The sequence below is a fragment of the Angustibacter peucedani genome (assembly GCF_054779595.1).
On the sequence record NZ_BAAGXY010000042.1, the window covers coordinates 1 to 26,340 of the forward strand.

Consider the following 26,340-nt stretch of genomic DNA (forward strand, 5'->3'; position numbering starts at 1 on the left):
GCCCCGGCGCCGGCGTCGGCCGACCGCGGAACCCCGCCGGTGCCGGACGAGCCCGACGGTTGGGGTCCGCCGCCCCCGCGCGACGAGCCCGAGCCCGACCCGGAGCCCGAACCAGCCCCACCGCCGGTCGCCCAGCAGCCGCCGCCGTCACGAGCGCAGGCCGCGCGCGCCGCGGTCGAGCAGGCCCGTCGTCCGGTCTCGACGCGCGTGGCGCCGGTCGACGACGTCCCGAGCGTCGACGACGACGACGCCGACGACAGCGACCTGGTCGGCCGGCCGGTCGTCGAGCGGCTGCTCGGCGGCACCGTGATCGACGAGACCGACTCCTGACCACCCGCCCGGCGAGCGCGTGATCGTCGGCGGGAGCACGTAGGCTGCCGCGTGTGTACGAAGGTGTCGTGCAGGACCTCATCGACGAGCTCGGGCGGCTGCCCGGGGTCGGGCCCAAGAGCGCCCAGCGCATCGCGTTCCACCTGCTCGCGGCCGAGCCCGCCGACGTCCGCCGCCTGGTGCTGGCGCTGACCGAGGTCAAGGACAAGGTCCGCTTCTGCAGCACGTGCGGCAACGTGTCCGAGGACGAGCTGTGCCGCATCTGCCGCGACCCGCGCCGCGACGCCACGGTGCTGTGCGTCGTCGAGGAGCCCAAGGACGTCGTGGCGATCGAGAAGACCCGCGAGTTCCGCGGCCGTTACCACGTGCTCGGCGGCGCGATCAGCCCGATCGACGGCGTCGGGCCGGACGACCTGCGCACCCGCGAGCTGATGACGCGGCTCGCCGACGGGGCGGTCACCGAGGTCATCATCGCCACCGACCCGAACCTCGAGGGCGAGGCCACGGCCACGTACCTCGCCCGCCTGCTGCGGCCGATGGGGCTGCGGATCACCCGGATCGCGTCCGGTCTGCCGGTCGGGGGCGACCTCGAGTACGCCGACGAGATCACGCTCGGTCGAGCGTTCGAGGGAAGGAGACTGCTCGATGTCTGACGCACCCACCGGCTTCGAGCGCGCCGAGGACGAGCGGGGCGAGCTGGTCCGGCTGGCCGCCGACACCGCGCTCGACGTCCGCGCCTACCTCGAGGCGACCACCACCGTGGCCAGCGGCACCAGCCCGGACGTCGCGCTGCCGATCGTGCTGCTCGCCGTGAGCCAGGTGCTCGTGGCCGGCGCCCGCCTCGGGGCGATCGGCGACGTCGTCCCGTCCGAGCGGTTCGAGCCCGACGCCGGGCCCGAGCCGGACGTCGACCCGCTGCACGGCGCGCTGACCAACGTCCTCGAGGGGCTGGACGAGTACGTCGACGTCGTCGACCCCGTGGTCTCGGCCGAGGTCGTGCACGGCTCGCTCGCCGGCGACCTGGCCACCGTCGCCTCCGACCTCTCGCACGGCCTGCGGCACTTCGAGTCCGGCCGCGTCGACGAGGCGCTGTGGTGGTGGCAGTTCTCCTACCTGTCGAGCTGGGGCTCGCGCGCGGCCAGCGCGCTGCGCGTCGTCCAGTCGATCCTGGCCCACCTGCGGCTGGACGCCGACGACGACGTCGTGGCCGACGCCGAGTTCGACGCCCTGCACCCCTAGCCGGGTAGCTCGACCTCCGCGAGGAGCAACGGCGTGCTCTGACCCGGCCAGGTGCCGGTCAGCGTCGCCGCCGCTCCCGCGCGCACCGGCAGCGGCACGCGCTGCAGGGCGATGACGACGCCGGCGGCGACCGACGTCACGGTGCCGTCGTGGGTGACCTGCGGTGGCTGCAGCGCGGGCACCGTCCGGCCGGGCGACCGGCTGCCGCGCACGTGCGTGGTCATCGGCTCGGGCACGAGCCGGCCGTCGTCCGCGGCGAGGAACAGGTCGGCCTCGCGGCCGCCGGTGACGACCGCCGTCACCAGCGTCGCCACGTAGACCGGGTCGTGGCAGGCGTCGTAGACCCACCGGTCGCCGAGCGTCGTGTGCGTCATCGTGGTCGCGAGCGCGTCGTCCGCGCCGGTCAGGGGCGAGCCCCGGTAGGTGAGCGGCACCGCAGCACCTGGCCGCCGGCGGTGCCCACCAGGTGGGTCTCGACGCCGACCTCGCCGTCCGGGTCGTCGAACCGGTAGGCGCCGAGCCGGGTGAGCGTCGAGGTGTCGACGCCTGACGCCCACGGCTGGCGCGGCACCCAGTCCTCCAGCAGCTGCTGCTTGGTCGGGACGATCGTCGCGGGGTGGTGGACGGCCATGCGCGGGAGCATGCCACCCGACCGGCTCAGGCCGGGGTCACGCCCTCCTCCGCCGGGTTCGAGGCGGCGAAGAGGTCGACCGGCACGCCGTCCGGGTCGTGCACCACGGCGTACCGCTGCCCCCAGAACGCGTCGAAGGGTGCGAGGTGACCGGTGTGGCCGGCGGCGGTGATGCGCGCGTAGGTCGTGTCGACGTGCGCGGCGCTGTCGCACTCGAACGCGAGCGCCACCCGGTGCCCGCCGGTCGGCGGCGTCCAGCCGGCGTCGAAGCTGCGGATCGTGTCCTCGGTGTCGAACGCGAGCTTCATCGCCCCGAGGTCGAGCTCGACGTGCGGCTCGGTGTCCGCGTCGTCCGGCAGCTCGAGGCCCAGCAGGCGGTAGAAGGCGAGGGTCGCGGCCATGTCGGTGACGACCAGCTCGACGACGGCGGGGCGCAGGCTCATGGCGCAGACGGTAGTCCTGCCCGGGCTGCCCGTGCGCCGAGACGCGCGTCTCGGCATCCGGCCGGCCGGGGAGCCGTCGCGCCTGCTCGGTAGACTCGCCGCCGAGTCGTCGCAGCATCCGGAGGACACCGTGGGCCTGGTCGTGCAGAAGTACGGAGGCTCCTCCGTCGCCGACGCCGAGAGCATCAAGCGGGTCGCCCACCGCATCGTCGACACCGCCCAGGCCGGCAACCAGGTCGTCGTCGTGGTCTCGGCCATGGGCGACACCACGGATGACCTGCGCGACCTGGCCCAGCAGGTCTCGCCGCTGCCCGCCGCGCGCGAGCTCGACATGCTGCTCACCGCGGGCGAGCGCATCTCGATGGCGCTGCTGGCCATGGCCATCCAGGACCTCGGTCACCAGGCCCGCTCCTACACCGGCAGCCAGGCGGGCGTGATCACCGACTCGGTGCACGGCAAGGCGCGGATCATCGACATCACGCCGGGCCGGATCCGCCAGGCGCTGGACGACGGCGCCGTCGCGATCGTCGCCGGGTTCCAGGGCGTCAGCCAGGACACCAAGGAGATCACCACGCTCGGCCGCGGCGCCTCGGACACCACGGCCGTGGCGCTCGCCGCCGCGCTCGGAGCCGACGTCTGCGAGATCTACACCGACGTCGACGGCGTGTTCACCGCCGACCCGCGGATCGTGCCGACCGCGCGGCGGCTGGCGCGCATCACGAGCGAGGAGATGCTCGAGATGGCGGCCTGCGGCACCAAGGTGCTGCACCTGCGCTGCGTCGAGTACGCGCGGCGCTACCGGATGCCCGTGCACGTGCGCTCGTCGTTCAGCCGGCGCGAGGGCACCTGGGTCATCGACACCCCCATCGACGGATCTGACGAGGACGGGCAGGACATGGAGCAGGCGATCATCTCGGGTGTCTCGCACGACCGCGGCGAGGCCAAGATCACCGTGGTCGGCGTGCCCGACCTCCCCGGCAAGGCGGCCGCGATCTTCCAGGCCGTGGCCAAGGCCGAGATCAACATCGACATGATCGTGCAGAACGTCTCGGCCGCGGCGACGGGGCTGACCGACGTCTCGTTCACGCTGCCCAAGACCGACGGCGTCATCGGCATGCAGACGCTCGAGGCGATCCAGTCCGAGGTCGGCTTCGCCTCGCTGCAGTACGACGACCAGATCGGCAAGGTGTCGCTCGTCGGTGCCGGCATGCGCACCCACCCCGGGGTCTCGGCCACCTTCTTCGAGGCGCTCGCGGCGGCCGGCGTCAACATCGAGATGATCTCGACCTCCGAGATCCGCATCTCGGTCGTGACCCGCGCGGACGACGTCGACGCCGCCGTGCGCGCCGTGCACACCGCCTTCGGGCTGGACGCCACCGAGGTCGAGGCCGTCGTCTACGGCGGCACCGGGCGCTAGCTCCCCACCACCTCGCGAAGGGCACCGGCCGAGCGGCCGGTGCCCTTCGTCGTCCGGTCGCGTCCTGGCTCTTGAACGCGTTCAAGTTCTGCGCTACGGTCTGTCTTGAACACGTTCAACTCGACGTCAGGAGCACGCGATGAGGTCGTTGCGCCCCAGCCCGCTGGAAGCGGTGTACGTCCTGCTGGTCGGCGCGCTCGCCGTGGGCTGGCTGGTGACCGCAAGTCCCGGGTTCTACCTGGCGGCGGCAGCGCTCACGCTGCCCGCCAGCGTCGTGGCCGTGCCGGCGTTCTACGTCGGCTACGGGCTGCTGGCCCTCGTCCCCGGGGCGAGCCCGTCGTCCAGCTCGGGCAGCGGCTTCGGCGTCACCGGCGGCGGGGAGCAGGTCGTGATGAACCCCGAGGACGTGCCCGCGGTGTGGTTCCAGCCCACCGTCCTGGCGCTCGGTGTCGCCCTGCTGCTGCTCGCGGCGGTCGTGGACGTGCTGCTCGTCCGGCGGCTCCGCGCTCGGCGCCGTCCCCTTCCCACCGTCTAGCAAGGAGCTCCGCATGGACCCCGTCCTCGTCAGCTACGTCGCCTACTCGGCCGTCAGCATCGCGCTGACCGCCTGGGTGGCCCGCACGCTGTTCCGCAACGGCGCACTGTTCCTGGTCGACGTCTTCGACGGCGACGAGAAGATGGCCCGCGCGGTCAACCACCTGCTGGTCGTCGGCTTCTGGCTGATCAACCTCGGCTACGTCGCGTTCGCGCTGAAGATCGGCGACGCCGTGCCCGACGCCCGCTCGGCCGTCGAGGCGCTGTCGCGCAAGCTCGGCGGGGTGCTGCTGGTGCTGGGCGCCATGCACTTCGGCAACCTGTTCGTGCTGTCGCGGCTGCGTCGGCACAACCGCCTCGCCCACCAGCCCGTGCCGCCGGTGCCGCCGAGCGCTCAAGGTCCGGCGAACCCGTGGCAGCTGCCCGGCTCGGCCGCGCCCCAGCAGGCCTGACCGTGCGCGCGCCGTCCGCTCCCGCCGTCCGGCGGTTGACCGTGCTCTACGACGCCGGCTGCCCGCTGTGCCGGTGGGTGCGGGGCTGGCTCGAGGGCACGGCGCAGCTGGTGCCGCTCGAGTGGGTGCCGTGCGGCTCGGACGACGCGCGCCGGCGGTTCCCGTGGATCGACCACGACCGCACGCGCGAGGAGGTCACGGTCGTCGCCGACACCGGCGCGGTCTGGACCGCGGGCGACGCGTGGATCGCGTGCTTGTGGGCGACGGCGGCGCACCGCGGGCTGGCCGACCGGCTGGCGCAGCCGCGGTGGCGGCCGTACGCGCGGTCGACGGCGCTGGCGGTGGCGGCGCGGGTGCAGGGGTCCGCGCCGCCCCCGTCGTGCGCCACGGGCGGGTCGCCGCCTTACGGGGCTGGGTACCGTGCACCTCGTGCCGGCTGACGAGACCCCGGGGCCCGCGACGGCCCGCGGCGAGCAGACGCGTGCGCGCATCGTGGCCGCGGCGCTCGAGCTCTTCGACGAGCGCGGCTACGCCCGGACGACGATGCGCGCCGTGGCCGAGCGGGCCGGCGTGAGCCTCGGCAACGCGTACTACTACTTCGGGTCCAAAGAGCACCTGGTGCAGGGGTTCTACGACCAGATGCAGGCGCTGCACGCCGTCGAGGCCGAGCGGCGGATGGCGGGCGCGACGTCGCTGGCCGACCGGTGGCTGCGGTGCGAGGAGGCGTTCGTCGACGTCGCCGAGCGGTACCACGAGTTCGCCGGGCAGTTCTTCACCGTGGCGGCGTCGCCCGACAGCCCGCTCAGCCCGTTCAGCTCGCAGAGCACACCGGCGCGCGAGGCCTCGACGGCGATCATGCGCTCGGTGGTCGAGGGTGCCGAGACCAAGGCCGACGCGAGGCTGCGGGCCGAGCTGCCCGAGCTGATGTGGCTGGCGCACATGGGGGTGGTGCTGATGTGGGTGCACGACAAGACCCCCGGGCAGAAGCGCACCCGGATGTTGGTGCGCCGCACGGCTCCGCTGCTCGACAAGCTGGTCGGGCTGTCGCGGCTGCGGCCGCTGCGTCCCGCCGTCCACGAGCTGCTCGACCTCGCGCGCGACCTGCGCTCCGCCTGAGCCCGCCCCCGCCGTCCGGCCGGGTGCCTAGCGTCCGAAGGATCGGTCGCTACCGCGACCAGATCTTCGGACGCAACGGCTCGGGGTCAGCGGGGGAGGTGCTCGGCGACGAAGTCGAGCTCGACCCGCATCTGCCGCACCCGCTCGTCGTCGACCAGCGAGCCGTGGCCGGCGTCGTAGCGGTACACCTGGTGCGGCACCCCGAGGTCGGCCAGCCGGGCCAGGTAGTTGTCGATCTGCCGGATCGGGCAGCGCGGGTCGTTCTCGCCGGCCAGCACCAGCACCGGGACGTCGACCTGCTCGACGTAGGTGATCGGGCTCGAGTCACGGTACCGCTCGGGCACCTCGGTCGGGGAGCCGCCGAACAGCGAGCGGTCGAACGCCTTGAGCCCCTCCATCTCGTCCTCGTAGGCAGCGACGTAGTCCGCCACCGGCACTCCCGCCAGGCCGAGCGCCCACCGTCCGGGCTGGGTGCCGAGGCCGAGCAGCGTCAGGTAGCCGCCCCACGACGCCCCGGCCAGGACGACCCGCTCGCCGTCGACCATGCCGCTCTCGACCAGGTGGTCGCGGACGGCGAGCACGTCCTCGAGCTCGACGTGCCCGACCCGGTCCTCCAGCGCGTCGCGCCAGGCCGAGCCGTAGCCGGTCGAGCCGCGGTAGTTGACCTGCACGACGGCGAAGCCCTGGTCGACCCACGTGCTGGGGTAAGGAGCGAACGAGTCCACCTCGTGGTGGGTCGGGCCGCCGTGCACCTCGACGACGAGCGGCAGCTTCCCTTGCGCCGCAACGGCTCCGGTGGACGTCGGTCGCCGCAGCAGCGCGTGGATGCGGCCCCCGGGGCCGTCGACCCAGAGGTCCTCGACGGCCACGCTGGGCGGGGCGGCCGGGCCGGGCGGGCGCAGCAGCACCTCGCCGTCGTCCACCCGCTCGACGTCCAGCCGGCGCACCGACGTGGGCTGCGCGGCGGACGACCACGACGCCCAGACCTCGCCGTCGGAGTGCACGTCGAACGACGTCACGGTGCCGGACGACGGCCCGAACGGCTGTGCCGCAACGTTTTCCAGGTCGACGCTGAACAGGCGGGTGCGGGCCTCGTGCGAGACGGCGACGAGGACGCTGCGCGCGTCGGGCCACCAGTCGGCGTCCTCGACCTCGCCAGGCAGGTCGAGCGGCAGCGGCCGGTCGGTGCCGTCGACCGGGTCCCAGACGAGCAGGGCGGGCACGCCGTCCCGCTCGTGGCTGACGAGCACCCGCTGGTCGCCGGGCACCGGTGAGAACCCGAGCGGGTGCAGGCCCTTGCCCTCGCCGTCCCAGAGGTCGGCGACGGTGCTGCCGTCGGCGGTGCGCACGACCCGTACCGCGGGGTGGCGAGAGTCGCCGTGCTCGCTGTGCGCGAGGACGACGAGCGAGCCGTCGCGCGAGAGGTCGCCGACGTAGGCCTCCTCGACGTGCTCGTACAGCAGCCGGGCCGGCTCGCCGCGCGGCACCACGTGCACCCGCACGCCGTACTCCTCGTCGGTGCTGCCCACCACCGCGAGGCCGTCGTCACCCAGCGCGAGGCCCGCGCTGTAGGCGTGCGACAGGTCGGTGGCGGGCTCGTGCGAGCCGGGCTCGGAGCCGTAGGGCTGGCGCACCCAGACGCCGCGCTCGTCGCCCTTGCGGTCGTCGAACCACCACAGCTGCTCGCCGGCGGGGTCCAGGCCCCCGTGCGCCGTGCCCTCGGGCCGGTGCGTGGCCGGCGTGGGCTCGTCGTCCCCGACGGTCCACCAGTGCAGCTCGATCGTGCCGTCGGCGGTGGTGGCGACCGCGACCGTGCGGTGCTCGGCGTCGCGGGCGGCGTGCGGCAGGCCGAGCCGGCGGGCGCGGAACCGGGCTTCCCAGTCTGGCGTGCTCATGGCGCGAGCCTGCCACGCGACGTCCGCCGCGGTGGCGCGAGGTCAGTTGAGGTGGCTGCGCCAGTCCTCGGGCACGCGCTCGGTCGGGCCGGGCACGCCCTGGTCGTCGGGCCGGCTCTGCGGGTCGGCCAGCCGCGGACCCTCGACCGCCTCCTCGGTGCGGAAGTCCCAGAACCAGTCCTCGCCCGGCTCGAAGCTCTGCATCACTGGGTGGCCGGTGGCACGGAAGTGCGCGGTGGCGTGCTGGTTCGGCGAGGTGTCGCAGCAGCCGACGTGACCGCACGCGGCGCAGCGCCGCAGGTGGAACCACCAGCCGCCCGCGGCCTCGCACTCCTGGCACCCGGTGCCGGACGGCGGCACGCCCGGGTCGACCTCGACGGTGCCCTCGGGGCTCTCAGCGCTCATCGCCCGAGTATGCGCCTCTGCCCCCGGACGTGCAGGAGGCCGGAGCGGCTGCTGCCGTCCGGCCTCCACGTGCGTCGGGGTGACAGGATTTGAACCTGCGGCCTCGTCGTCCCGAACGACGCGCGCTACCAAGCTGCGCCACACCCCGTGGCTGAGCCGTGTCATCGTAGCCGAGCCCGGCCGCCGTCCTGAAATCGGTTCCCCCACCAGAGCCGCTTTCCCTCACCCGTGCCGCTGGAGGGCCTGCCGCAGCGGCATCTGGGAGGGAAACCGGCACCGGCGAGGGAAAGAGGTCAGGGGGCGGTGAGGGTGAGCAGGGTGGCCTCGGGGCGGCAGCAGAACCGCACCGGCGTGTACGGCGAGGTGCCCAGCCCGGCGCTCACGTGCAGCCACGCGGCGTCGGCGGGCGGCAGGTGGTCGGCGGCCACGCGGGCGGCGCCGGTCCACCAGCGCGACGCGCCGCGGGCGCGGCGGCGGTCGAGATCGCAGTTCGTCACGAGCGCCCCGACGCCCGGCACCCGCAGCTGCCCGCCGTGCGTGTGCCCGGCCAGCACCAGCCGCGCGCCGTCGGCGGCCATGGCGTCCAGCGTGCGGGTGTACGGCGCGTGCGTGACGCCGACGTGCAGGTCGGACGACGTCGCCGCCGCCCGCGCCGCGTCGTCGGCCGGCGGGAACCGGTCGTACCCCAGGTGCGGGTCGTCGACGCCGACGAACGACAGGCCCAGCCCGCCGACGTCCAGGCGGTCGCGCCGGTTGGTCAGCTCGACCCAGCCCCCGCCGCGCAGCCCGTCGACGAGCGCGGACGTCGGCAGCCGCCGCGCCGTGAACCGCCGGCGCCCGCCGTGCGGCAGCAGGTAGCGCGCCGGGTTCTTCGGCACCGGCGCGAAGTAGTCGTTGGATCCCAGCACGAACACCCCCGGCCGCTCGAGCAGCGGCTCGAGGGCCGCGAGCACGTTCGGCACGGCGTCGACGTGGGCCAGGTTGTCACCGGTGTCGACCACGAGGTCGGGCTCGAGCGCCGCCAGCCCGCGCACCCAGTCGCGCTCGAGCCGCTGGCCCGGCGTGAGGTGCAGGTCCGACAGGTGCAGCACGCGCAACGACCGCGCCCCCGGTGCCAGCACCGGCAGCTCGACCCGGCGCAGCACGTAGGCCCGGCTCTCGACGACGCAGCCGGCCACGAACGCCGCCCCGAGCCCCGCGACGCCCAGCGCTGCGGTGACCGGCCTCATGGGCGCCCATCCTGCCACCGGCTGGCAGACTCGCCGCATGAGCCGCCTCAAGGACACCCTGCGCGAGGACCTGACCGCCGCGATCCGGGCCCGTGACGAGGTGCGCACCGCCACGCTGCGCATGGTCCTCGCCGCCATCACCACCGAGGAGGTCGCCGGCGACGTCGCGCGCGAGCTCGGCGACGACGACGTCCAGGTGGTGCTGCGTCGCGAGGCCAAGAAGCGTCGCGAGGCGGCCACGGCGTTCGCCGAGGGCGGCCGGCCCGAGCGGGCCGAGCGCGAGCAGGCCGAGCTGGCCGTCGTCGAGGGCTACCTGCCCGCGCAGCTGGACGACGCCGGGCTGGCCGAGCTGGTCGCGTCGGCGGTCGCCGACACCGGCGCTCAGGGCATGGCGGCGATGGGGCAGGTCATGAAGGTCGTGCAGGCCGCCGTGGCCGGGCGCGCCGAGGGCGGCCGGGTGGCCGCCGAGGTGCGCCGCCAGCTCAGCAGCTGACAGCGCCACCGCGGCGGACCAGGGCGAGGCCCGCGACGCACCGCGGGCTAGCGCTTGCGGGGCTTGCGCGGCTTCTTGGTGGGCGGGTTGTTGCCCGGTCCGGTCGGCCCGACCGTCGGGCCGCCCGTGGGCGTGGGCGGCGGGGCGACGCCGGTGCTCGGGTACAGGGTGATCGTCGTCCCGGCGGTGACGCGCGAGCCGCCCGGCGGGTTCTGCTCGGCGACGTACCCGGCGGGCACGGCCGAGGCCTTGGGCGAGCCGACGGTGACGCTGAAGCCGGCGCCCTCGAGCGTGCGCGTCGCGTCCTCGATCTTCTGCCCCTGCACGCCCGGCACGGTGACGCGCTCGCCGAACACGATCTTGTCGTTCGGCTTGCCGAACTGCTCGACCGGCATCCCGCTCAGCGCCTTGGACATGAAGGCCGACCAGATCGGCGCCGCCACGGTGGCGCCGTAGATCTGGCTGCCGTAGTAGCCCTCGCCGGTGTCGATGTTCTTCATCGGCTTGCTGACGTCGGGGTTGCCGAACCACACCGAGGCCGCCATCTGCGGGGTGTAGCCGGTGAACCACGTCGCGCGCGAGGCGTTGGCGGTACCGGTCTTGCCGGCGGCCGGGCGCCCGATCTTGGGGGCGCGGGCCGCGGTGCCGGACTTGATGACGTCCTCGAGCGCGGCGGTGACGCCGCGGGCGACGTTGTCGTCGATGGCCTGGTCGCACGACGGCTTGGGCACGCTGATCGACTTGCCGGCCAGCGTGGTGGCCGAGGTGATCGAGATCGGCGAGCAGAACACGCCGTCGGCGGCGAACGTCGCGTAGGCGGCGGCCACGGTGAGCGGGGCGACCTCCTGCGCGCCCAGCGTCATCGACGGGCGCGGCCGGATCTCGTTGGTCGCCTTGTCGATCCCGCCGTCGGTGCTCGTCACCGCGCCGTGCATGCCGAGGTTCTCGGCCATGGCCTTGACCTTGCAGACGCCGACGTCCGACTCGAGCCGCACGAAGGCCGTGTTGACCGAGTCCTCGGTGATCTTGCGCAAGGTGTAGTTGCCGACCTCGCGACCCTCGGAGTTGAACGGGGAGTAGGGCGTGGTCGACAGGTCGAGCGGCCAGCAGCCCTCGTTGGGGAAGTCGCTCGCCGGGAACGGCGTGCCGCCGGGCGGGGCGTTGATCACGGTGCTGAGCGACTTGCCGTCGGCCAGGGCCGCCGCGAGCGTGAAGGCCTTGAACGTCGACCCCGGCTGGAACCCGCGGCTGCTGCCGTAGTCCGAGTCGGTGTTGTAGTTGACGGTCGTCTGGCCCTTCTTCTTGTTGCGGCCGAACGGGCGCGACTGGGCCATGGCGAGCACCTTGCCGGTGCCGGGCTCGACGACCGAGATGGCCGCGGCGACGTTGCTCTTGTTGCGGGGGGCGACCTTGTCGTGCACGGCCTTCTGCGCCGCCGCCTGCACCTTGGGCTCGAGCGTCGTCCGGATCGTCAGGCCGCCGCGGAAGACCAGCGAGCGCCGGGACTGCTCGGTGGCGCCGAACGCCTTGTTGGTGAGGATCTGGCGGTAGACGTAGTTGCAGAAGAAGGGGTAGGCCGAGCTGTCGCAGCCGTTGCCGGCCGGGCGCAGCTTCAGGCCGATCTTGGTCTTGGCGGCGCTGTCGTGCTGCTTCTGCGTGATGGCGCCGGTGGCGAGCATGCGGGCCAGCACGACGTTGCGCCGGGTGAGCGCGGCCTTGGGGTTCTTGCGCGGGTCGAACCGGCCGGGCTGCTGCACCAGGCCGGCGAGCAGCGCCGCCTGCGGCAGGGTGAGCTTGGCCGCGCTGGTCGAGAAGAAGTGCCGCGCCGCGGTCTCGACGCCGTAGGCGCCGTCGCCGAAGTAGGCGATGTTGAGGTAGCCCTCGAGGATCTGGTCCTTGGTCAGCTTCTTCTCGAGCGCGACCGCGTACTTCATCTCCTGGATCTTGCGACCCACGTTCTTGTCGACGGCGGCCGCGGCGGCCTCGTCGTCACCGGCGTAGATCGCGTTCTCCTGCAGCGTGAGCTTGACGTACTGCTGGGTCAGCGTGGAGGCGCCCTGGGTGTCGGCGCCGCTCGCGTTGTTGACCACCGCGCGCAGCAGGCCCTTGGGGTCGATGCCGCCGTGCTGGCGGAAGCGGGTGTCCTCGATCGCGACCTGGGCCTCGCGCATGACCGGCGCGATCTTCTTCAGCGGGACGACGACGCGGTTCTCGTTGTAGAAGGTGGCCAGGATGTGCCCGTCGGCGTCCAGGATGCGTGACTGCTGGGCGAGCGGGCTCTGCTCGAGCTCGGCGGGCAGCGCGTCGAACAGGTCGACCCCGGTGCGGGCCGTGGCGCCCGCGGCACCGACGGCCGGCATGAACAGCCCGGCCCCGATCAGGCCCGCGACGACCGACGTGCCGACCAGCGCCGCGAGGAGGGTCAGGATCCCGGCCAGACCGCTGCCGCGGTCGTCGGTTCGCAGCGACATCGTGCTCCTCACGCTCGGGTGCCGGCGCGCGCACGGCGCTCGGCAGACCGGTCCAGGGTAACCCGGCGCGCGGGAGGACCCCCTCGATGACTAGTCATCCGTGGCGCAGGAATGGCCGGAACGGGTCATAGCCGCCCAGCAGGGCCGATCCCTACCGTCGTCGGAGAGGGGACGGGGCATCGTCGCACAGCCAGCACGGTGCCGTCCGGCGAACGGCAAGGGGAGCACTGGGGATGAGCGAGATCATGAGCGAGCAGCCGTGGGACGGCGACTGGGCGATGCGCGGCGCGTGCAGCCGGGGCAACCCTGACGACCTCTTCGTGCAGGGCGCCGAGCAGAACCGCGCGAAGGCCGTCTGCATGGGCTGCGTCGTGCGCACCGAGTGCCTCGCCGACGCCCTGGACCACCGCACCGAGTTCGGCGTGTGGGGCGGCATGACCGAGCGCGAGCGCCGGGCCCTGCTCAAGAAGCGCCCGAACGTCGTCTCGTGGCGCCGCCTGCTCGAGACCGCCCGCGCCGAGCACCTGCAGGGCGGCTCCGCGGACGTCGCGGTCTGACCCCGCGCTAGCCCGCGCCGGCCAGGTCGGCGCCGATCTCGCGCAGCCCCGGCAGGTCGTGCACGTCCTGCGCGCGGGCCCGCACCCGTCGCACCGGCACCGCCCGGTGCGCCCCCTCGAACCGCGCCGTCACGGCGTCCTCGCGCTCGGCCACGCGCACCCGGTCCGCGTGCAGCCGCAGCAGCTGCTGGGTGAGCAGGTGCTGCTTGTCCTCGGCGAGCGTCTCGGCGGCGGCCAGCGCCCGCTCGGCGGACGGCGCCGGGTGCTCGAGCTCGTGCACGCGGTTGAGCACCAGTCCGGCGAGCGGCATGGCGTCGCGCTCGAGCCGCTCGACGAAGTACGCGGCCTCGCGCAGCGCGTCGCGCTCGGGGGCCGCGACGACGACGAAGGCCGTGCCGTCGTCCTGCAGGAGGCGGTAGGTGGCGTCAGCGCGCTCGCGGAACCCGCCGAACATCGTGTCGAGCGCGGCCACGAACGTCTGGACGTCGCGCAGCACCTGCGCGCCGAGCACCTTGGTCAGGGTGCCGGTGACCGCGTTGACGCCGGCCGAGAAGGCCTTGAGGTACGCGCGCCCGCCGGCCTTGGCAGGCGTGGCGAGCAGCCGGATGAAGCGTCCGTCGAGGAACGAGCCGAGCCGCTGCGGCGCGTCCAGGAAGTCCAGGGCCGAGCGCGAGGGCGGGGTGTCGACCACCACGAGGTCCCACGTGCCGTCGCGGTCGGCCTCGGCGCGCAGCTGGCCGAGCTTCTCCATCGCCATGTACTCCTGCGTGCCCGCGAACGAGCTGGAGAGCGCCTGGTAGAAGGGGTTGGCCAGGATCTGCGCGGCCTTGTCGGCGGTGGAGTGCTGCTCGACGATCTCGTCGAACGTGCGCTTCATGTCGAGCATCATCGCGTCGAGCCGGCCGCCGCTCGTGGTGTCGACGCCCTTGACCTCGCGCGGGGTGTTGTCGAGCGCGGTCAGGCCCATCGACTGGGCCAGCCGCTGCGCCGGGTCGATCGTCAGCACCACGACCTTGCGGCCCTGCTCGGCCGCCCGCAGGCCCAGGGCGGCCGCGGTCGTGGTCTTGCCGACACCGCCCGAGCCGCAGCAGACGACGATGCGGGTGGCGGGGTCGCGCAGCACCGGGTCGAGGTCGAGCGGCGCGGGCCGACTGCTGCGCCGCTCGCCGCGCTGGCGGGCCGGGCTCATGCCATCCCCTGCTCGCGCAGCAGCTCGGCGAGCGCGTAGAGGGCGCCGGCGTCGACGCCCCCGGTGACCGCGGGCAGCTCGTACACCGGCCGGCCCAGGCCGTCGATGTCGCCGCGCTCGCCCTTCTGCAGCGCCACCCGCTGGGCGTGCTCCTCGGCCTCGGCGAGCAGGGCGGCGACGTCGTCCGGCGCGTGCGGCAGACCGGCGGCGGCAAGGCCCTCGGCCACCTCCCCGCCGTCCAGCCGGCCCTTGGCCGCGGCGGCCAGCCGCCGCGCGGGGAGCACGGGGTCGCGCACCAGGTTGACGACCACGCCGCCCACCGGCAGGTCGGCCGCCCGCAGCGCGGCGACGCCGTCGACCGTCTCCTGCACCGGCATCTCCTCGAGCAGGGTCACGAGGTGGACGACGGTCTGCGGGGACTGCAGCAGCGTCGTGATCGAGTCGGCCTGGTGCCGGATCGGCCCCACCCGGGCCAGCCCGGCCACCTCGGTGTTGACCCCGAGGAAGCGCGTGATGCGGCCGGTCGGCGGGGCGTCGAGGACGACGGCGTCGTACACCGGGCGACCGCCGGCGCGCCGCCGCACGGCCTCGTAGACCTTGCCGGTGAGCAGGACGTCGCGGACGCCCGGCGCGATCGTCGTGGCGAAGTCGATGGCGCCGAACTTCTCGAGCAGCCCGCCGGCGCGGCCGAGCTTGTAGAACATCTGCAGGTACTCCAGCAGCGCCGCCTTGGCGTCGACGGCCAGGCCCACGACCTCGCCACCGGCCGCGGCGCCGGCGATGCGCTGCTCGGTGTACCCCAGCTGCGGGACGTCGAAGAGCTGGCTGATGCCCTGGCGGTCCTCGACCTCGACCAGCAGCACCCGTCGTCCGTCGGCAGCCAGGCCGAGCGCGAGCGCCGCCGCCACGGTGGTCTTGCCGGTGCCGCCCTTGCCGGTGACGACGTGCAGCCGGACGCCGTCCCAGTCGCGCTCGCGGGCAGCGGCGCCGCGGGTCGCGGTGCGGGTCGGCATGGCTCGACGTTACCCAGGGGTAGGCGCGGCCGCCGCGCGGACCTGCTCCAGCACGTGCGGCCAGGCCGCCGACGTCGGGTCGATCACCGCGAAGTGCTCCACGTCGGGCAGGACGACGAGCGCTTGGCCGGTGGCGCTCGCGTACGAGCGGCTGAGCGCGACCGGCACGGTGCGGTCGGCGTCGCCGTGCACCGCGACGACGGGGACCGCGGGCGTGCCCAGGCGGGTCGGGTCGGCCTCGGCGTAGCGCTCGGGGACGTCGTCCGGCGTCCCGCCGAGCAGCAGGTGCACCGCCGGGCCGCCGGGCTCGGGGTCGAGCGCCAGCTCGTGGGCCAGCCGCAGGTCGAGGACGCCGGCCAGGCTCACGGCGCCGTGCACGCCCGGGTAGCCGCGGGTGGCGGCCCACGCCGCGAGGTGGCCGCCCGCGCTGTGGCCCAGCAGCACGGTCCGGTCGAGGTCGAGGCGCACGCCGCCCGCGGCGGCCGCCGCCTCGACCACCAGGCGGGGCAGGCTGCGCAGGGCGGCGTCGACGTCCTCGAACGTGCCGGGCCAGCCCCCGCCCTCCTGGCCGGTGCGCCGGTACTCGACCGCCGCCACCGCGAAGCCGGCCGCGACGAGCCCGGCGCACTGGGCGCGGGTGTGGAGCCGGTCGAACTCCGAGCGCCAGAAGCCGCCGTGCACGACGACGACCAGGGACGCCGGGCGCTCGCGGTCGGCCGGCCACCACAGGTCGGCCACGTGCTCGGGCAGCGGGCCGTAGGTGACGGTCGCGTCGGGCGGCGTGCCGGGGTCGTCCAGGACGGCGCGGGGGTCGCTCACCCGCCCCATCCTGCCCTCACCCGACGGAGGCGAGGGCGCCGACCGCGTCGCGCACCGCCGGCACCCGCCTGGACGTCGGCGTGCCGGGTTCGTCGGGCTGCGCCGCCTGCCGCCACCCGTCGACGAGCTCGCGGCTGTACCGGTGGCCGAAGCCGTCCGGCGTCCAGTAGGCCGACACCAGGTCGGCGCCCGCCTGCCAGAAGGTGACGACCGGCATCCAGGTGCGGTGCCACTCCGGCGTGCGCTCGACCGCGAGCCGCGGCGACCAGGCCGCCACCGGGTCGTCGGCGTGCACCAGCACGGCTTGCCGCGGGTCGTCCGCCAGCTGCCGGGCCCGGTCGCGCGCCTGGGCCGGCACGCCCACCCACAGCCCGCCGTCGGTGCGCCGGCGCAGCGCGTCGACGTCCGGCTGCGACATCAGCCCGGCCAGGGCGCCGAGGCTCTCGCCGAACACCAGCACCTGCGGGCGCTCGGACGACGGCAGCGCAGTTACCCTGCGCTGCAACGACTCCAGCGTGGCGGCCGCGGTCTCGCGAGCGCCCTCGGTGCCGCGCAGGTACGCGACCCAGCTCGGCGTCCGTGCGTACTGCACGGCCAGCGTGGCGACGTCCCCGCCGTACAGGTACTCGGCCGACGCGACCGCCGCCGGGTCGACCCACCCCGAGCCCGTCGGGACGACGACCACGACCGCCGCGCGCCGCAGACCGCCCTCGCGGGCCAGCTCCTCGACGGCGAGGTCGGCGCGCCGCTCCGGCGACGTCGCGACGTCCAGGCCCGCGTAGACCCGCAGGGGCCGCGCCGCCGGGCGACCGGTCACCCGGCTCACCTGCGCGGCGGTCGGCGTGCCGTGCAGGAACTGCCGTCCCTTGCCGCCCCACGTCGAGGGGTCGGAGACCGCGCTGGTGCCCGCCGCCTGGGCGGGGAGCGCGGTCGGCAGGGCGGCGACGGTGGTGGCGAGCGCGAGGGCCGGGGCGAGCAGCGCCACCCGGGCGCGCCGCGACCGCAGGACGACCCCGGCCAGGGCGCGCACGCCCCGCACCAGCACCAGCACGGCCACGCCGATGCCGGTCGCCAGCAGCGCGGCGAGCAGCGTGCTGGTCAGGGGCAGCGGGGCCTCGCCCATGCGCTGCAGGAGCGCGCCGGTGCGCGCCGACCCGGCGAGCACTCCTGCCGCGACGACGCCGAACGCGGTGACGGCCAGCGGCACCTGCACCCGCCAGGTGCGCACCTGCGACCACCACGCCGGACGACGTCCGGCCGAGCCCGCCCGCACCACCGAGCGCACGAGCGTCCCGATCGCGTACGACTGCAGCAGGACGACGGCCGAGAAGATCCCTTGCACGAGAACGGGTCGGGGCAGCAGGGTCGGCACGAGCGACATCGCGAGCCCGACGGCGGCGGCGAGCACCGGCAGCCCGACCGGCGCGCGACCGGCGGCCCAGCGCCTCATGCCATCACCGCCGCGGTGCGAGCCCGGCGCAGGCCGAGCAGCAGCAGCGACGCGACCAGCCCGGCGAGCAGCGCGGCCAGCCAGTGGAACGGCGTCTCGACCGACGGCACCAGGTAGCGCTGCCGCACCGAGTTGAGGTCGACCGCGCCGGCGTAGACGTCGGCGAGCGCCGCGCACGCCCGGGTGTCGCAGCCCTGGTGCAGGTGCGTCGAGAAGGCCTGGTCGACCGCGTGCCGCGCCCAGCTGCCGAGCGGGTGGCCCTTGCGGTCGGCGTACCGCAGCACGTCGTACCCGAGGTCGTGCTGGCGGCAGGCGGGCGTGAAGTCGTAGGCCGTGGCACCGAGCGGCGACGAGCAGCCGCCGTCGGCGCGCAGCAGCACGTCCCGCCCGCCGACCTGCTGCACCTGCGGCGTGTAGCCCATCACCTGCGTGAAGTCGGCCGGCAGGTCGTCGGCGGTGGCGTCGTCCGTGCTGCTCGTCAGCGCGCGCACGGCCGAGGCCGCGCTGCGGTCGTCCCCCGTGCCCTGCGCGCTGGCTCGCTCCGGCGAGCCGCTCACGGCGACGAACACCAGCAGCCCCAGCACCAGCGCCCCGATCCGGCGTCCCATGTCCCGACCTCCCTCTCGACCGGCCCGGATGGCCGGCGGTGCGGGGAAGGTATGGACGAGGTGGGTGCCGGGTCGTCGGCCTGGGGTGCCAGATCCGTTGTGCCACCGAGGTTCTGGTCCGAGGCGGCGCGTACGCAGGCGGTAGGGGGTCGAAGTACCCCGCTGGTATGACGACCGAGGGCCGTGCCGGCGCCTACGGTGATCCGGTGCGAGTGCTGAGGTGGTGCGGACGTCGGTTGCGGGGCCTGCGGGTGCTGGGCTGGCCGATGCGTGCGCTGGGCCGCGGCGGGCTGCGCCTCGGACGGCTGGCGCACCGCCACGTGCCGCTCGGCGTCCTGGTCTGGGTCGTCGCGATCGGGTTGAGCGCCATCGGGTTCGGCACCAGCGCCGAGGTCTACGACGTCGACCGGCTGGGCTGGGGCCTGATGCCCTTCGTCGGCCTGCTGGTGGGCATGCCCTTCGCCCTGGTGCTGGCGCGGCCCGCCGTCGGCTGGCTGGTGTCGGCGGTCTCCGCGCTGCTGCTGTCGCTCGCCCTGCCGCTCACCGACACCGACCCGTGGATGTGGCTCACGCTGCACTCGCTGGTGATCTTCGCGCTGCTCTTCGCGGTGGCCGCGCGCGAGCCGCTGCGTCGCGTCGTCGGCGCGTGGGCGGGCACGGTGCTGCTCTTCGCCTACGGCACGCGAGAGGACCTGCGCACCGGCTGGATGGTCGGCGTCTCGATCATCGTCGTGATCGGCCTGCTGGTCGGCCGGCTCGCGGTCACCAACCGCGCGCTGTCGCGCCAGACCCAGGTGACGACGGCCGAGAAGGAGCGCCGGGTGGTGCTGGAGGAGCGGGCGCGGATCGCGCGCGACCTGCACGACATCGTGGCCCACCACATGTCGCTCGTCGTCGTGCAGGCCGAGACCGCCGGCTACCGCATCCCCGACCTGCCGGACGCCGCGCGCGAGGAGCTGGCGTCGATCAGCGGCTCGGCCCGGGCGGCCCTGCAGGAGACGCGGGCGCTGCTGGCCGTGCTGCGCAACGAGGACGACGAGGCCGAGCACGCGCCGCAGCCCGGGCTCGAGCAGCTCGACGACCTGGTCGAGGGCGCGCGTCGAGCCGGGCAGCGGGTGGACGCCGACGTGGCCGTGCCGTCGTCCGGCGACCTGCGTCCCGGCACCGCCCTCGCGGCGTACCGGATCGTGCAGGAGTCGCTGGCCAACGCCGCGCGGCACGCCCCCGGCGCGCCCGTGCGCGTGCGGCTGCACGAGGAGGACGGCGCGCTGCTGCTCGACGTCCGCAACGCCGGGCCGCTGCGCGAGCCCGCCGCGGGACAGGCCGAGCGCGGGCACGGCATCATCGGGATGCGCGAGCGCGCCGTCGCCGAGGGCGGCACGCTCCAGGCGGCCCCGGACGACGAGGGCGGGTTCGCCGTCCGAGCCGTCCTGCCGCTGGGGGACCCGTGAGCGAACGACCGACCGGCACCGTGCGGGTGCTGGTGGTGGACGACCAGGCGATGGTGCGTGCCGGGTTCGCCGCGCTGCTCGGTGCCCAGGAGGGCATCGAGGTCGTCGGCGACGCCGAGGACGGCGAGCAGGCGGTCACCGCGGTGCGCCGGCGCGAGCCCGACGTGGTCCTGATGGACATCCGGATGCCCGTGCTCGACGGCATCGAGGCCACCCGGCGGATCATGGCGCTGCCCGGCGACCGCCACCCCAAGGTGCTGGTGCTCACGACGTTCGACCTCGACGACTACGTGTTCGAGGCGCTGCGGGCCGGCGCCAGCGGGTTCCTGCTCAAGGACGCGCGGGCCGACGAGCTGGTGCAGGCGGTCCGCGTCGTGGCCGCCGGCGACGGCCTGCTCGCCCCCACCATCACCAAGCGGCTGATCGAGGAGTTCGCGCGACGTCCGGCGTCGTCGTCCGCGCGCCCGGCCCGGCTCAACGCGCTGACCCCGCGCGAGACCGAGGTGCTGCAGCTCGTGGCGGGCGGGCTGTCGAACGGCGAGATCGCCGCGCAGCTGGTGCTGGCCGAGCAGACGGTCAAGACGCACGTCGGGCGCATCCTCACCAAGCTCGACCTGCGCGACCGCGCCCAGGCCGTCGTGCTCGCCTACGAGACGGGTCTGGTGCGGCCGAGCACGTGAGGGTGGCAGGATGCCGCGCATGGCCAAGTGGGAGTACGCGACCGTGCCGCTGATCGTGCACGCGACCAAGCAGATCCTCGACCAGTGGGGCGAGGACGGCTGGGAGCTCGTGCAGGTCGTCACCGGTGACGGGGGCAACCTCGTCGCCTACCTGAAGCGGGAGAAGTGATGAGCGGCGTCGAGCAGCGGCTGGCCGACCTCGGGCTGAGCGTGCCGGACGTCGCCCCGCCGGTCGCCGTGTACGTGCCCGCGGTGCGCGACGGCGACCTGGTCTGGACGTCGGGCCAGCTCCCGATGGTGGGCGGCCAGCTCGCCGCCACCGGCAAGGTCGGCGACGGCGACGGCTCGGTGTCCCCCGACCAGGCCAAGGAGCTCGCACGCACGTGCGCCCTGAACGCCCTGGCCGCCGTGAAGTCGGTCGTGGGCGACCTCGACCAGGTCGCGCGCGTCGTCAAGGTCGTGGGCTTCGTCGCGAGCGAGCCGGGCTTCACCGGCCAGCCCGGCGTCGTCAACGGCGCCAGCGAGCTGCTGGGTCAGGCCTTCGGCGACGCCGGCATCCACGCGCGCAGCGCGGTGGGCGTCGCGGTGCTGCCGCTCGACGCGCCGGTCGAGGTCGAGATCACGGTGCGGGTGCGCTGAGCGTCCCGGCCTTCATCCGGGTGGTGAGGGCCAGCCGGAAGGCCGTGGTCGCCAGCTCGACCGCGCACTGCTGCAGGTCGGCCGGCGTCGGCGGGGCGTCGGCGCCGTCGAGCGGTGCGGTGCGGGCCTCGGGGTCGACCTCCAGCGAGGGCAGCCGGTCGGCCAGCTGCTGCGCGCACTCGGCGGAGTGCTGGCTGATCCGCGCGACGTCCAGCGGCGAGACGCCCTGGCTGACGAGCAGGTTCGACAGCGCGAAGAAGGTCGGGTCGCTGCGGTAGCCGGTGGCGGTGCGCGAGCCCAGCCCGAGGTCGGCCATGCGGTCGACCAGCCCGGGCTCGAGCCGCTCCAGCTCCTCGTAGGTCAGCGACGAGAGCTCGACCAGCTCGCCCGAGGCCAGCTCGTCGCGCAGGAGCCGCGCGAGCTCGGTGTGCGCCACGCCGCGCTCGACGAGCTGGGTGATGACCGCCAGGGAGAGCCCGCGCCCCAGCAGCGCCTGCACCAGCCGCAGCTGGGCGAGGTGCTCCTGCGCGTAGTAGCCGACGCGCCCGCGCATGCGCGGCGGCCGGATCAGCCCCCGCGACCGGTAGGCCCGCACGTTGCGCTCGGTCATGCCCACGGCCGAGGCGATCTCGGCCAGGGTGTACTCACGACGCATCCGATGCCCTCCCGATGCGATCCGTACGATCGCGACATGTTCCGAGACTTCCCGCTCCCCCCGCGGATCGCGGACCACGCTACGACGTTCGCGGCGTCCGGGGAGGCAGAACGCGTGACCCCTCGCTCGGCCGCCACGGTCGTGCTCGTGCGCGACGGCGAGGCCGGGCCGGAGGTGTTCATGATGCGGCGGGTCGCCTCCATGGCCTTCGCCGCGCGCATGCACGTGTTCCCCGGCGGCGGCGTCGACCCGCGCGACTGCGCGCCCGAGCGCTGGGCCGGACCCCCGTTGGCCGAGTGGGCGCGGCGGCTGGACGTCGACGAGCCCACCGCCGCCGGACTGGTGTGCGCGGCGGTGCGCGAGCTGTTCGAGGAGTGCGGCGTGCTGCTCGCCGGCGCGCCCGGCGAGGACGTCGTCGCCGACCTGGACGACGACTCCTGGGAGGCCGACCGGCTGGCCCTGCTCGACCGCACGATCGCGCTGACGGACCTGCTGCAGCGGCGCGGTCTCGAGCTGCGCACCGACCTGCTCGCCGTCTGGTCGCACTGGTGCACGCCGGTCTTCGAACCGCGGCGCTACGACACCTGGTTCTTCGTGGCCGAGCTGCCGAGCGGCCAGCGCGCGCGGCACGTCGGCGGCGAGGCCGACCACACGGCCTGGCTGCCCGCCCGCGAGGCCGCGGCGGGCGGTGCCGACGGCACGCTCGCGATGATGCCGCCGACGGTCGTGACGCTCGAGGACGTCGCGGCCGCTCCCGACGTGACCGCGCTGCGCACGAGCCCGCGGGAGGTGCGGCTGCTGATGCCGTGGGTCGTGCGGCGCCCGGACGAGCTGGTGATCCGGGTCGACCTCGACGGCGTGGGCGGCGGCGAGCCCGGCCCGGCGTCGGGTCTGCAGGACGAGCCCGGCGGCCCGGCGTGACGCCCTGGCGCGGCGGCACCGCGACCCCGCGGGCGCACTGCGTGCTCGCGCCCAACCCCTCGCCGATGACGCTCGACGGCACCAACGCCTGGGTGCTGCACGAACCGGGGTCGTCGTCCGCGCTGGTCGTCGACCCCGGCCCGGACGACGAGGGCCACCTCCGCGCGGTGCTGGCCGTCGTCGAGGGGCTGGGGGCGACGGTGGCGGGCACCCTGCTGACGCACGGCCACCTCGACCACAGCGAGGGCGCCCGGCGCTTCGCCGAGCTCAGCGGCTCGGCGGTGCGGGCGCTCGACCCGTTGCACCGCAGCGGTTCCGAGGGACTGGGAGAGGGGGACGTCGTCCGCGCGGGTGACCTGGAGGTGCAGGTCGTCGCGACGCCGGGGCACACGTCCGACTCGCTGTCGTTCGTCGTCCCGGCCGACGGCGCGGTGCTCACCGGCGACACCGTGCTCGGCCGCGGCACCACGGTCGTCGCCCATCCCGACGGCCGGCTCGACGCCTACCTCGAGTCGCTGCAGCGGCTCGGATCCCTTGCGGCACAGGGTGTCGTGCAGACGGTGCTGCCGGGTCACGGACCGGTGCTGGACGACGCCACCGCGGCCGTCGAGGGCTACCTGGCCCACCGCCGGGCCCGGCTCGACCAGGTGCGGGCCGCCCTCGAGGCCGGCGACCGCACCCCGCACGAGGTGGTCGAGCGGGTGTACGCCGACGTCGACCGCGCGCTGTGGCCCGCCGCCGAGCTCTCGGTGCGGGCCCAGCTCGACTACCTCAGCGACCGGAGTTGATCGTCACCTCGTCGACGCCGCCGGCCTGGACGTTCCACTGCTGCAGCACCGTGCGGTAGCCGCCGTCGCGCACCAGCTGCTCGAGCGCGCCCTCGACGGCGTCGCGCAGCCCGGTCTGCTCCTTGCTGACGGCCATGCCGTACAGACCCGGCTCGTACTGCGTGGTCGAGGCGAGCTGGTAGTGCGACTTGGTGCGGGCGTCGTTCGACAGGTAGCTCGCTGGCGGGAAGTCGTTGAGCACCGCCGCGGCCCGGCCGGTGCGCAGCTGCACCAGGGCGTCCGAGTTGGTCGGGAAGGTCTTGAGCTTGATGGGGGTCGTGCAGTTGGCCTGCGAGCGCTGCATGAGGTCGACCTGCGTCGTCCCCTCCTCGACCGCGACGACCTTGCCGCACAGGTCCTTCACGTCGGTGATGCCCGTGGGGTTGCCGCGCTGGACGACGATCGACGTCCCGGCGCTGAAGTAGTTCACGAAGTCGACCGCCTTCTCGCGCTCGGTCGTGTCCGTCATCGCCGAGACGCCGAGGTCGAGCGTGCCCTTCTCGACGCGGGGCAGGATCTCGGTGAAGTCGACGTTCTCGAACTTCAGCGGCACGCCCAGCACCGTGCCCACCGCGGCGGCGAGGTCCGGCTCCATGCCGACGATGGTGCGGCCGTCGGGGCCGAAGAACGACATCGGCGCGTACGACGCGTCGGTGCCGACGACGATGACGCCCTTGTCGCGCACCGACTGCGGCAGCAGGTCGTGCAGCGCGCGGTCGAAGCTCGCGCCGGCGGGCTTCTTGGCGGGGGCGGCCTCGGTGGTGCCGTCGCCGCACGCGGCGGGCAGCAGGGCGACGAGCGCGGCCGCGGCGGCGACCAGGGCGCGGGGGTGGCGGTTCATGGTGCGGTTCTCTCGTCCAGGGGGCCGGCCGCGACGGGCTCGCGGTCGGTCTCGGTGAAGGTGCGGGCCACCTCGGTCCAGGGCGCCGGACGCGCCCAGAGGAAGCCCTGGGCGTTGTCGCAGCCGGCGTCCACGAGCCAGTCGGCGACGTCCTCGGTCTCGACGCCCTCGGCGGTGACGACGAAGCCGAGGCTGTGGCCGAGGTCGATGACCGAGCCGACGATCGCGCGGTCCTGCTCGCTGCCGGACAGGCCGGCCACGAAGGTGCGGTCGATCTTGACCTCGTGCACGGCGAGCGAGCGCAGCTGCGACAGGCTCGTGTAGCCGATGCCGAAGTCGTCGACCGAGATCGAGATCCCCTGCGCCGCAAGGGCTTCGACGACGCGGGCCGCGGTCTCGGTGTCGAAGGCGAGCGCGGTCTCGGTGACCTCGAGGCGCAGCTGCTCGGCCGGCACGCCGCTCTCGGCGAGCAGGTCGGCCACCACGGTCGCGAAGTCGAGCGAGCCGAGGTTGCGGGCCGAGACGTTGACGGCGACGGTCCACTCGATGCCCTGCGCGGTCCACTGCACGTGGTCGGCGAGCGCCCGGCGCAGCACCCAGGTGGTGAGCGGCTCGATGAGCTCGGAACGCTCGGCCACCGGCAGGAACTCCCCGGGCGGCAGCAGGCCGCGCTCGGGGTGGTCCCAGCGCACGAGCGCCTCGACGCCGTGCACCTGACCGGTGCCGAGCTCGAGCTTGGGTTGGTAGTGCAGCACCAGCTCGTCGCGGTCGAGCGCGCGGCGCAGCTCCTGCTGCACCACGAGCGAGTGGGTGCCGTGCTGCTGGGCGCCGGCGGCGTAGACCACGACGCCGGTGGGGCCGTGCTTGCCCTGGTACATCGCGGCGTCCGCGTGCTGCAGCAGGCCCTCGACGTCGTCCGAGTCGTCGGGGTAGAAGGTGACGCCGAAGCTCGCCTCGACGCTGAGCGACACGTCGCCGAGCACGATCTCCTCGGCCAGCTCGCGGCGCACGCGCTGCAGCAGCGCGGTGGTCTTGTCGCGGTCGGTGGCGCGGGGCAGCACCAGGCCGAACTCGTCGCCGCCCAGCCGCGCGACGGTGTCGTCGGTGCGCAGCGAGCCGCTGAGTCGCTGGGCCACGACACGCAGCAGCTCGTCGCCGGCGTGGTGGCCGAGCGTGTCGTTGACCTCCTTGAAGTGGTCGAGGTCGACCAGCACGAGCGCGCCGCCGTCGCCGCGACGGCTGCGGGCCAGCTCGTCCTCGGCCGTGCGGCGGAACAGCTCGCGGTTGGGCAGGCCGGTCAGGCCGTCGTGCAGCGCCTGGTGCTCGTGCTGGTCGGCGTGCCGGCGCAGCGCGCGGGTGGTCCACCACGAGATGAGGGCCAGCACCGAGTAGAGCCCGAGCAGGCCGAGGCCGAGGCGCCAGATGGTGTGCCGGGTGTCGGCGGCGACCCGCTGCGCGATGGCCTCGTAGGGCAGGTAGACCTCGAGCACGCCGGTGGCCTGGCCGTTGGACGCTGCGACGACCGGCTGCAGCACCCGCACCGTGCGCCCCGGACCCTGAGCCGGGTCGGTGACGATGCGCACGGACGTGCCGCCGTTCGCGGCCCGCTGGAACGCCGGGTCGGACGACGGCACCGCCCCGAGCACGGTGCCGTCGTCCGAGAAGGCCACGGAGCCGGTGAAGCTGCGCAGCCGCAGCCGCGAGACGGACCCGCTGAAGATCGCCAGGTCGGTCGCGGAGCGCAGCCGCTCCCGCTCGGCGTCGTCCAGCCCGTGCGCGAGGTCGACCCCGCTGAGGGCCGGGGCGATGGCCATCTCCTCGATGACCGCCGCCTGCGCGCGTCCCTGGTCGCGGCCGCGCTGCAGCGCCTGGTCGTGGTACCCGGCCACGAGCAGGCCGCCCAGCGCCGTGACCGGCACCAGGCTGACCGCTGCGTACACCGCGAACAGGCGCGAGCCCGTGCGCTGCCGACGTCCCCAGACCATGACCGTCCTATCGGCAGGTCGGGGACCGCCATGAGCCCCTGACCTGGGGC

Annotated in this window: 30 protein-coding genes, 1 tRNA gene and 1 pseudogene; 16 read left to right on the forward strand and 16 right to left on the reverse strand. The window is 74.5% G+C overall.

The features are described from left to right. From ACYVJ4_RS09290 to ACYVJ4_RS09300, 3 genes and pseudogenes are all read left to right on the forward strand, one after another. Positions 1-330 (forward strand): annotated as a pseudogene (locus tag ACYVJ4_RS09290) (hypothetical protein); the annotation flags it as partial. Between the two features lie 53 nt (positions 331-383). Then, complete coding sequence (gene recR, locus ACYVJ4_RS09295; protein ID WP_460459844.1) at positions 384-983, forward strand: recombination mediator RecR; 600 nt, start codon at positions 384-386, stop codon at positions 981-983. Continuing rightward, positions 976-1,569: a DUF5063 domain-containing protein gene (locus ACYVJ4_RS09300; protein WP_460459845.1), complete on the forward strand. Its 594-nt coding sequence runs from the start codon at positions 976-978 to the stop codon at positions 1,567-1,569. Before recR ends, ACYVJ4_RS09300 begins: the two co-directional genes overlap by 8 nt. Here the strand turns inward: ACYVJ4_RS09300 and ACYVJ4_RS09305 are convergent. The 3 genes from ACYVJ4_RS09305 to ACYVJ4_RS09315 are packed head-to-tail and all read right to left on the reverse strand — an operon-like array spanning position 1,566 to position 2,643. Next, positions 1,566-2,003 carry a maltokinase N-terminal cap-like domain-containing protein gene (locus ACYVJ4_RS09305; protein ID WP_460459846.1) on the reverse strand — a complete coding sequence of 146 codons (438 nt, stop codon included), beginning with the start codon at positions 2,001-2,003 and terminating at the stop codon, positions 1,566-1,568. The genes ACYVJ4_RS09300 and ACYVJ4_RS09305 overlap by 4 nt on opposite strands. After that, positions 1,973-2,200, reverse strand: coding sequence for a maltokinase N-terminal cap-like domain-containing protein (locus ACYVJ4_RS09310; protein WP_460459847.1), 228 nt, complete (start codon positions 2,198-2,200; stop codon positions 1,973-1,975). Before ACYVJ4_RS09310 ends, ACYVJ4_RS09305 begins: the two co-directional genes overlap by 31 nt. A gap of 26 nt (positions 2,201-2,226) precedes the next feature. Next, complete coding sequence (locus ACYVJ4_RS09315) at positions 2,227-2,643, reverse strand: VOC family protein (RefSeq protein ID WP_460459848.1); 417 nt, start codon at positions 2,641-2,643, stop codon at positions 2,227-2,229. A 130-nt stretch (positions 2,644-2,773) separates the two neighbouring features. Here ACYVJ4_RS09315 and ACYVJ4_RS09320 point away from each other — a divergent pair, with 130 nt between their 5' ends. The 5 genes from ACYVJ4_RS09320 (at position 2,774) to ACYVJ4_RS09340 (ending at position 6,162) form a co-directional block, all read left to right on the forward strand. After that, on the forward strand, positions 2,774-4,060 hold the full coding sequence (locus ACYVJ4_RS09320) for an aspartate kinase (RefSeq protein WP_460459907.1): 1,287 nt from the start codon (positions 2,774-2,776) through the stop codon (positions 4,058-4,060). A 139-nt stretch (positions 4,061-4,199) separates the two neighbouring features. Further along, positions 4,200-4,595, forward strand: a complete 396-nt coding sequence (locus ACYVJ4_RS09325) for a hypothetical protein (RefSeq protein ID WP_460459849.1) — start codon at positions 4,200-4,202, stop codon at positions 4,593-4,595. A 13-nt stretch (positions 4,596-4,608) separates the two neighbouring features. Then, positions 4,609-5,046, forward strand: a complete 438-nt coding sequence (locus ACYVJ4_RS09330; protein WP_460459850.1) for a hypothetical protein — start codon at positions 4,609-4,611, stop codon at positions 5,044-5,046. Positions 5,047-5,048: 2 nt separating this feature from the next. Beyond that, on the forward strand, positions 5,049-5,486 hold the full coding sequence (locus ACYVJ4_RS09335) for a DCC1-like thiol-disulfide oxidoreductase family protein (protein WP_460459851.1): 438 nt from the start codon (positions 5,049-5,051) through the stop codon (positions 5,484-5,486). Next, positions 5,476-6,162: a TetR family transcriptional regulator gene (locus ACYVJ4_RS09340; protein ID WP_460459852.1), complete on the forward strand. Its 687-nt coding sequence runs from the start codon at positions 5,476-5,478 to the stop codon at positions 6,160-6,162. The genes ACYVJ4_RS09335 and ACYVJ4_RS09340 overlap by 11 nt, the downstream gene beginning before the upstream one ends. 86 nt (positions 6,163-6,248) lie before the next feature. On the opposite strand, the gene ACYVJ4_RS09345 is transcribed toward ACYVJ4_RS09340, so the two are convergent. From ACYVJ4_RS09345 to ACYVJ4_RS09360, 4 genes are all read right to left on the reverse strand, one after another. Then, a complete protein-coding gene (locus ACYVJ4_RS09345) occupies positions 6,249-8,057 on the reverse strand; it encodes a S9 family peptidase (RefSeq protein ID WP_460459853.1) in 1,809 nt (602 codons plus the stop codon). Between the two features lie 42 nt (positions 8,058-8,099). Further along, positions 8,100-8,462 (reverse strand): UBP-type zinc finger domain-containing protein, encoded by a 363-nt coding sequence (locus ACYVJ4_RS09350; protein WP_460459854.1) that lies wholly within the window; start codon positions 8,460-8,462, stop codon positions 8,100-8,102. 74 nt (positions 8,463-8,536) lie between these two features. Next, positions 8,537-8,610: transfer RNA gene (locus ACYVJ4_RS09355), tRNA-Pro, on the reverse strand. Positions 8,611-8,755: 145 nt separating this feature from the next. After that, positions 8,756-9,691 (reverse strand): metallophosphoesterase, encoded by a 936-nt coding sequence (locus ACYVJ4_RS09360; protein ID WP_460459855.1) that lies wholly within the window; start codon positions 9,689-9,691, stop codon positions 8,756-8,758. A 37-nt stretch (positions 9,692-9,728) separates the two neighbouring features. On the opposite strand from ACYVJ4_RS09360, the gene ACYVJ4_RS09365 reads away from it, so the two are divergent. Further along, positions 9,729-10,184, forward strand: a complete 456-nt coding sequence (locus tag ACYVJ4_RS09365) for a GatB/YqeY domain-containing protein (RefSeq protein ID WP_460459856.1) — start codon at positions 9,729-9,731, stop codon at positions 10,182-10,184. A 47-nt stretch (positions 10,185-10,231) separates the two neighbouring features. On the opposite strand, the gene ACYVJ4_RS09370 is transcribed toward ACYVJ4_RS09365, so the two are convergent. Continuing rightward, positions 10,232-12,655, reverse strand: coding sequence for a penicillin-binding protein (locus ACYVJ4_RS09370; protein WP_460459857.1), 2,424 nt, complete (start codon positions 12,653-12,655; stop codon positions 10,232-10,234). Positions 12,656-12,900: 245 nt separating this feature from the next. On the opposite strand from ACYVJ4_RS09370, the gene ACYVJ4_RS09375 reads away from it, so the two are divergent. Beyond that, positions 12,901-13,212, forward strand: coding sequence for a WhiB family transcriptional regulator (locus ACYVJ4_RS09375; RefSeq protein ID WP_460459858.1), 312 nt, complete (start codon positions 12,901-12,903; stop codon positions 13,210-13,212). A gap of 7 nt (positions 13,213-13,219) precedes the next feature. On the opposite strand, the gene ACYVJ4_RS09380 is transcribed toward ACYVJ4_RS09375, so the two are convergent. From ACYVJ4_RS09380 to ACYVJ4_RS09400, 5 genes are read right to left on the reverse strand one after another with little or no spacing between them, the layout of a single operon-like run. Next, the gene (locus tag ACYVJ4_RS09380; RefSeq protein WP_460459859.1) at positions 13,220-14,401 is read right to left on the reverse strand and encodes an ArsA family ATPase; all 1,182 of its coding nucleotides are present in this window, start codon (positions 14,399-14,401) and stop codon (positions 13,220-13,222) included. Next, positions 14,398-15,414: an ArsA-related P-loop ATPase gene (locus ACYVJ4_RS09385; RefSeq protein WP_460459860.1), complete on the reverse strand. Its 1,017-nt coding sequence runs from the start codon at positions 15,412-15,414 to the stop codon at positions 14,398-14,400. The genes ACYVJ4_RS09380 and ACYVJ4_RS09385 overlap by 4 nt, the downstream gene beginning before the upstream one ends. A 9-nt stretch (positions 15,415-15,423) precedes the next feature. After that, positions 15,424-16,242 (reverse strand): alpha/beta hydrolase family protein, encoded by an 819-nt coding sequence (locus tag ACYVJ4_RS09390; protein ID WP_460459861.1) that lies wholly within the window; start codon positions 16,240-16,242, stop codon positions 15,424-15,426. Between the two features lie 7 nt (positions 16,243-16,249). Continuing rightward, entirely contained in the window at positions 16,250-17,683 is a 1,434-nt protein-coding gene (locus tag ACYVJ4_RS09395) for an alpha/beta-hydrolase family protein (protein ID WP_460459862.1), read from the reverse strand. Next, positions 17,680-18,291 carry a phospholipase A2 gene (locus ACYVJ4_RS09400; RefSeq protein WP_460459863.1) on the reverse strand — a complete coding sequence of 204 codons (612 nt, stop codon included), beginning with the start codon at positions 18,289-18,291 and terminating at the stop codon, positions 17,680-17,682. The genes ACYVJ4_RS09395 and ACYVJ4_RS09400 overlap by 4 nt, the downstream gene beginning before the upstream one ends. 206 nt (positions 18,292-18,497) lie before the next feature. Here ACYVJ4_RS09400 and ACYVJ4_RS09405 point away from each other — a divergent pair, with 206 nt between their 5' ends. From ACYVJ4_RS09405 to ACYVJ4_RS09420, 4 genes are read left to right on the forward strand one after another with little or no spacing between them, the layout of a single operon-like run. Next, on the forward strand, positions 18,498-19,742 hold the full coding sequence (locus ACYVJ4_RS09405) for a sensor histidine kinase (RefSeq protein WP_460459864.1): 1,245 nt from the start codon (positions 18,498-18,500) through the stop codon (positions 19,740-19,742). Then, positions 19,739-20,422 carry a response regulator transcription factor gene (locus ACYVJ4_RS09410; RefSeq protein WP_460459865.1) on the forward strand — a complete coding sequence of 228 codons (684 nt, stop codon included), beginning with the start codon at positions 19,739-19,741 and terminating at the stop codon, positions 20,420-20,422. Before ACYVJ4_RS09405 ends, ACYVJ4_RS09410 begins: the two co-directional genes overlap by 4 nt. Positions 20,423-20,441: 19 nt before the next feature. Next, entirely contained in the window at positions 20,442-20,591 is a 150-nt protein-coding gene (locus tag ACYVJ4_RS09415) for a DUF4177 domain-containing protein (protein WP_460459866.1), read from the forward strand. Further along, positions 20,591-21,061 (forward strand): RidA family protein, encoded by a 471-nt coding sequence (locus ACYVJ4_RS09420; RefSeq protein ID WP_460459867.1) that lies wholly within the window; start codon positions 20,591-20,593, stop codon positions 21,059-21,061. The genes ACYVJ4_RS09415 and ACYVJ4_RS09420 overlap by 1 nt, the downstream gene beginning before the upstream one ends. Here ACYVJ4_RS09420 and ACYVJ4_RS09425 read toward each other — a convergent pair. After that, entirely contained in the window at positions 21,042-21,716 is a 675-nt protein-coding gene (locus tag ACYVJ4_RS09425) for a MerR family transcriptional regulator (protein ID WP_460459868.1), read from the reverse strand. The two genes, ACYVJ4_RS09420 and ACYVJ4_RS09425, sit on opposite strands and share 20 nt — an antisense overlap. 114 nt (positions 21,717-21,830) lie before the next feature. On the opposite strand from ACYVJ4_RS09425, the gene ACYVJ4_RS09430 reads away from it, so the two are divergent. Continuing rightward, positions 21,831-22,637: an NUDIX hydrolase gene (locus ACYVJ4_RS09430; RefSeq protein WP_460459869.1), complete on the forward strand. Its 807-nt coding sequence runs from the start codon at positions 21,831-21,833 to the stop codon at positions 22,635-22,637. Next, complete coding sequence (locus ACYVJ4_RS09435; RefSeq protein WP_460459870.1) at positions 22,634-23,425, forward strand: MBL fold metallo-hydrolase; 792 nt, start codon at positions 22,634-22,636, stop codon at positions 23,423-23,425. The genes ACYVJ4_RS09430 and ACYVJ4_RS09435 overlap by 4 nt, the downstream gene beginning before the upstream one ends. Here ACYVJ4_RS09435 and ACYVJ4_RS09440 read toward each other — a convergent pair. Both ACYVJ4_RS09440 and ACYVJ4_RS09445 read right to left on the reverse strand, forming a co-directional pair. Then, entirely contained in the window at positions 23,409-24,305 is an 897-nt protein-coding gene (locus tag ACYVJ4_RS09440; protein WP_460459871.1) for an ABC transporter substrate-binding protein, read from the reverse strand. The genes ACYVJ4_RS09435 and ACYVJ4_RS09440 overlap by 17 nt on opposite strands. After that, complete coding sequence (locus ACYVJ4_RS09445) at positions 24,302-26,290, reverse strand: putative bifunctional diguanylate cyclase/phosphodiesterase (protein WP_460459872.1); 1,989 nt, start codon at positions 26,288-26,290, stop codon at positions 24,302-24,304. The genes ACYVJ4_RS09440 and ACYVJ4_RS09445 overlap by 4 nt, the downstream gene beginning before the upstream one ends. Between the last annotated feature and the right edge of the window lie 50 nt (positions 26,291-26,340).

Coding starts and splice junctions, on each gene's coding strand:
- ACYVJ4_RS09300 (WP_460459845.1), top strand. CDS start 976: ATGTCTGACGCACCCACCGGCTTCGAGCGCGCCGAGGACGAGCGGGGC.
- ACYVJ4_RS09310 (WP_460459847.1), bottom strand. CDS start 2,200: ATGGCCGTCCACCACCCCGCGACGATCGTCCCGACCAAGCAGCAGCTG.
- ACYVJ4_RS09315 (WP_460459848.1), bottom strand. CDS start 2,643: ATGAGCCTGCGCCCCGCCGTCGTCGAGCTGGTCGTCACCGACATGGCC.
- ACYVJ4_RS09325 (WP_460459849.1), top strand. CDS start 4,200: ATGAGGTCGTTGCGCCCCAGCCCGCTGGAAGCGGTGTACGTCCTGCTG.
- ACYVJ4_RS09330 (WP_460459850.1), top strand. CDS start 4,609: ATGGACCCCGTCCTCGTCAGCTACGTCGCCTACTCGGCCGTCAGCATC.
- ACYVJ4_RS09345 (WP_460459853.1), bottom strand. CDS start 8,057: ATGAGCACGCCAGACTGGGAAGCCCGGTTCCGCGCCCGCCGGCTCGGC.
- ACYVJ4_RS09350 (WP_460459854.1), bottom strand. CDS start 8,462: ATGAGCGCTGAGAGCCCCGAGGGCACCGTCGAGGTCGACCCGGGCGTG.
- ACYVJ4_RS09360 (WP_460459855.1), bottom strand. CDS start 9,691: ATGAGGCCGGTCACCGCAGCGCTGGGCGTCGCGGGGCTCGGGGCGGCG.
- ACYVJ4_RS09365 (WP_460459856.1), top strand. CDS start 9,729: ATGAGCCGCCTCAAGGACACCCTGCGCGAGGACCTGACCGCCGCGATC.
- ACYVJ4_RS09370 (WP_460459857.1), bottom strand. CDS start 12,655: ATGTCGCTGCGAACCGACGACCGCGGCAGCGGTCTGGCCGGGATCCTG.
- ACYVJ4_RS09375 (WP_460459858.1), top strand. CDS start 12,901: ATGAGCGAGCAGCCGTGGGACGGCGACTGGGCGATGCGCGGCGCGTGC.
- ACYVJ4_RS09380 (WP_460459859.1), bottom strand. CDS start 14,401: ATGAGCCCGGCCCGCCAGCGCGGCGAGCGGCGCAGCAGTCGGCCCGCG.
- ACYVJ4_RS09385 (WP_460459860.1), bottom strand. CDS start 15,414: ATGCCGACCCGCACCGCGACCCGCGGCGCCGCTGCCCGCGAGCGCGAC.
- ACYVJ4_RS09390 (WP_460459861.1), bottom strand. CDS start 16,242: ATGGGGCGGGTGAGCGACCCCCGCGCCGTCCTGGACGACCCCGGCACG.
- ACYVJ4_RS09395 (WP_460459862.1), bottom strand. CDS start 17,683: ATGAGGCGCTGGGCCGCCGGTCGCGCGCCGGTCGGGCTGCCGGTGCTC.
- ACYVJ4_RS09400 (WP_460459863.1), bottom strand. CDS start 18,291: ATGGGACGCCGGATCGGGGCGCTGGTGCTGGGGCTGCTGGTGTTCGTC.
- ACYVJ4_RS09415 (WP_460459866.1), top strand. CDS start 20,442: ATGGCCAAGTGGGAGTACGCGACCGTGCCGCTGATCGTGCACGCGACC.
- ACYVJ4_RS09420 (WP_460459867.1), top strand. CDS start 20,591: ATGAGCGGCGTCGAGCAGCGGCTGGCCGACCTCGGGCTGAGCGTGCCG.
- ACYVJ4_RS09425 (WP_460459868.1), bottom strand. CDS start 21,716: ATGCGTCGTGAGTACACCCTGGCCGAGATCGCCTCGGCCGTGGGCATG.
- ACYVJ4_RS09440 (WP_460459871.1), bottom strand. CDS start 24,305: ATGAACCGCCACCCCCGCGCCCTGGTCGCCGCCGCGGCCGCGCTCGTC.
- ACYVJ4_RS09445 (WP_460459872.1), bottom strand. CDS start 26,290: ATGGTCTGGGGACGTCGGCAGCGCACGGGCTCGCGCCTGTTCGCGGTG.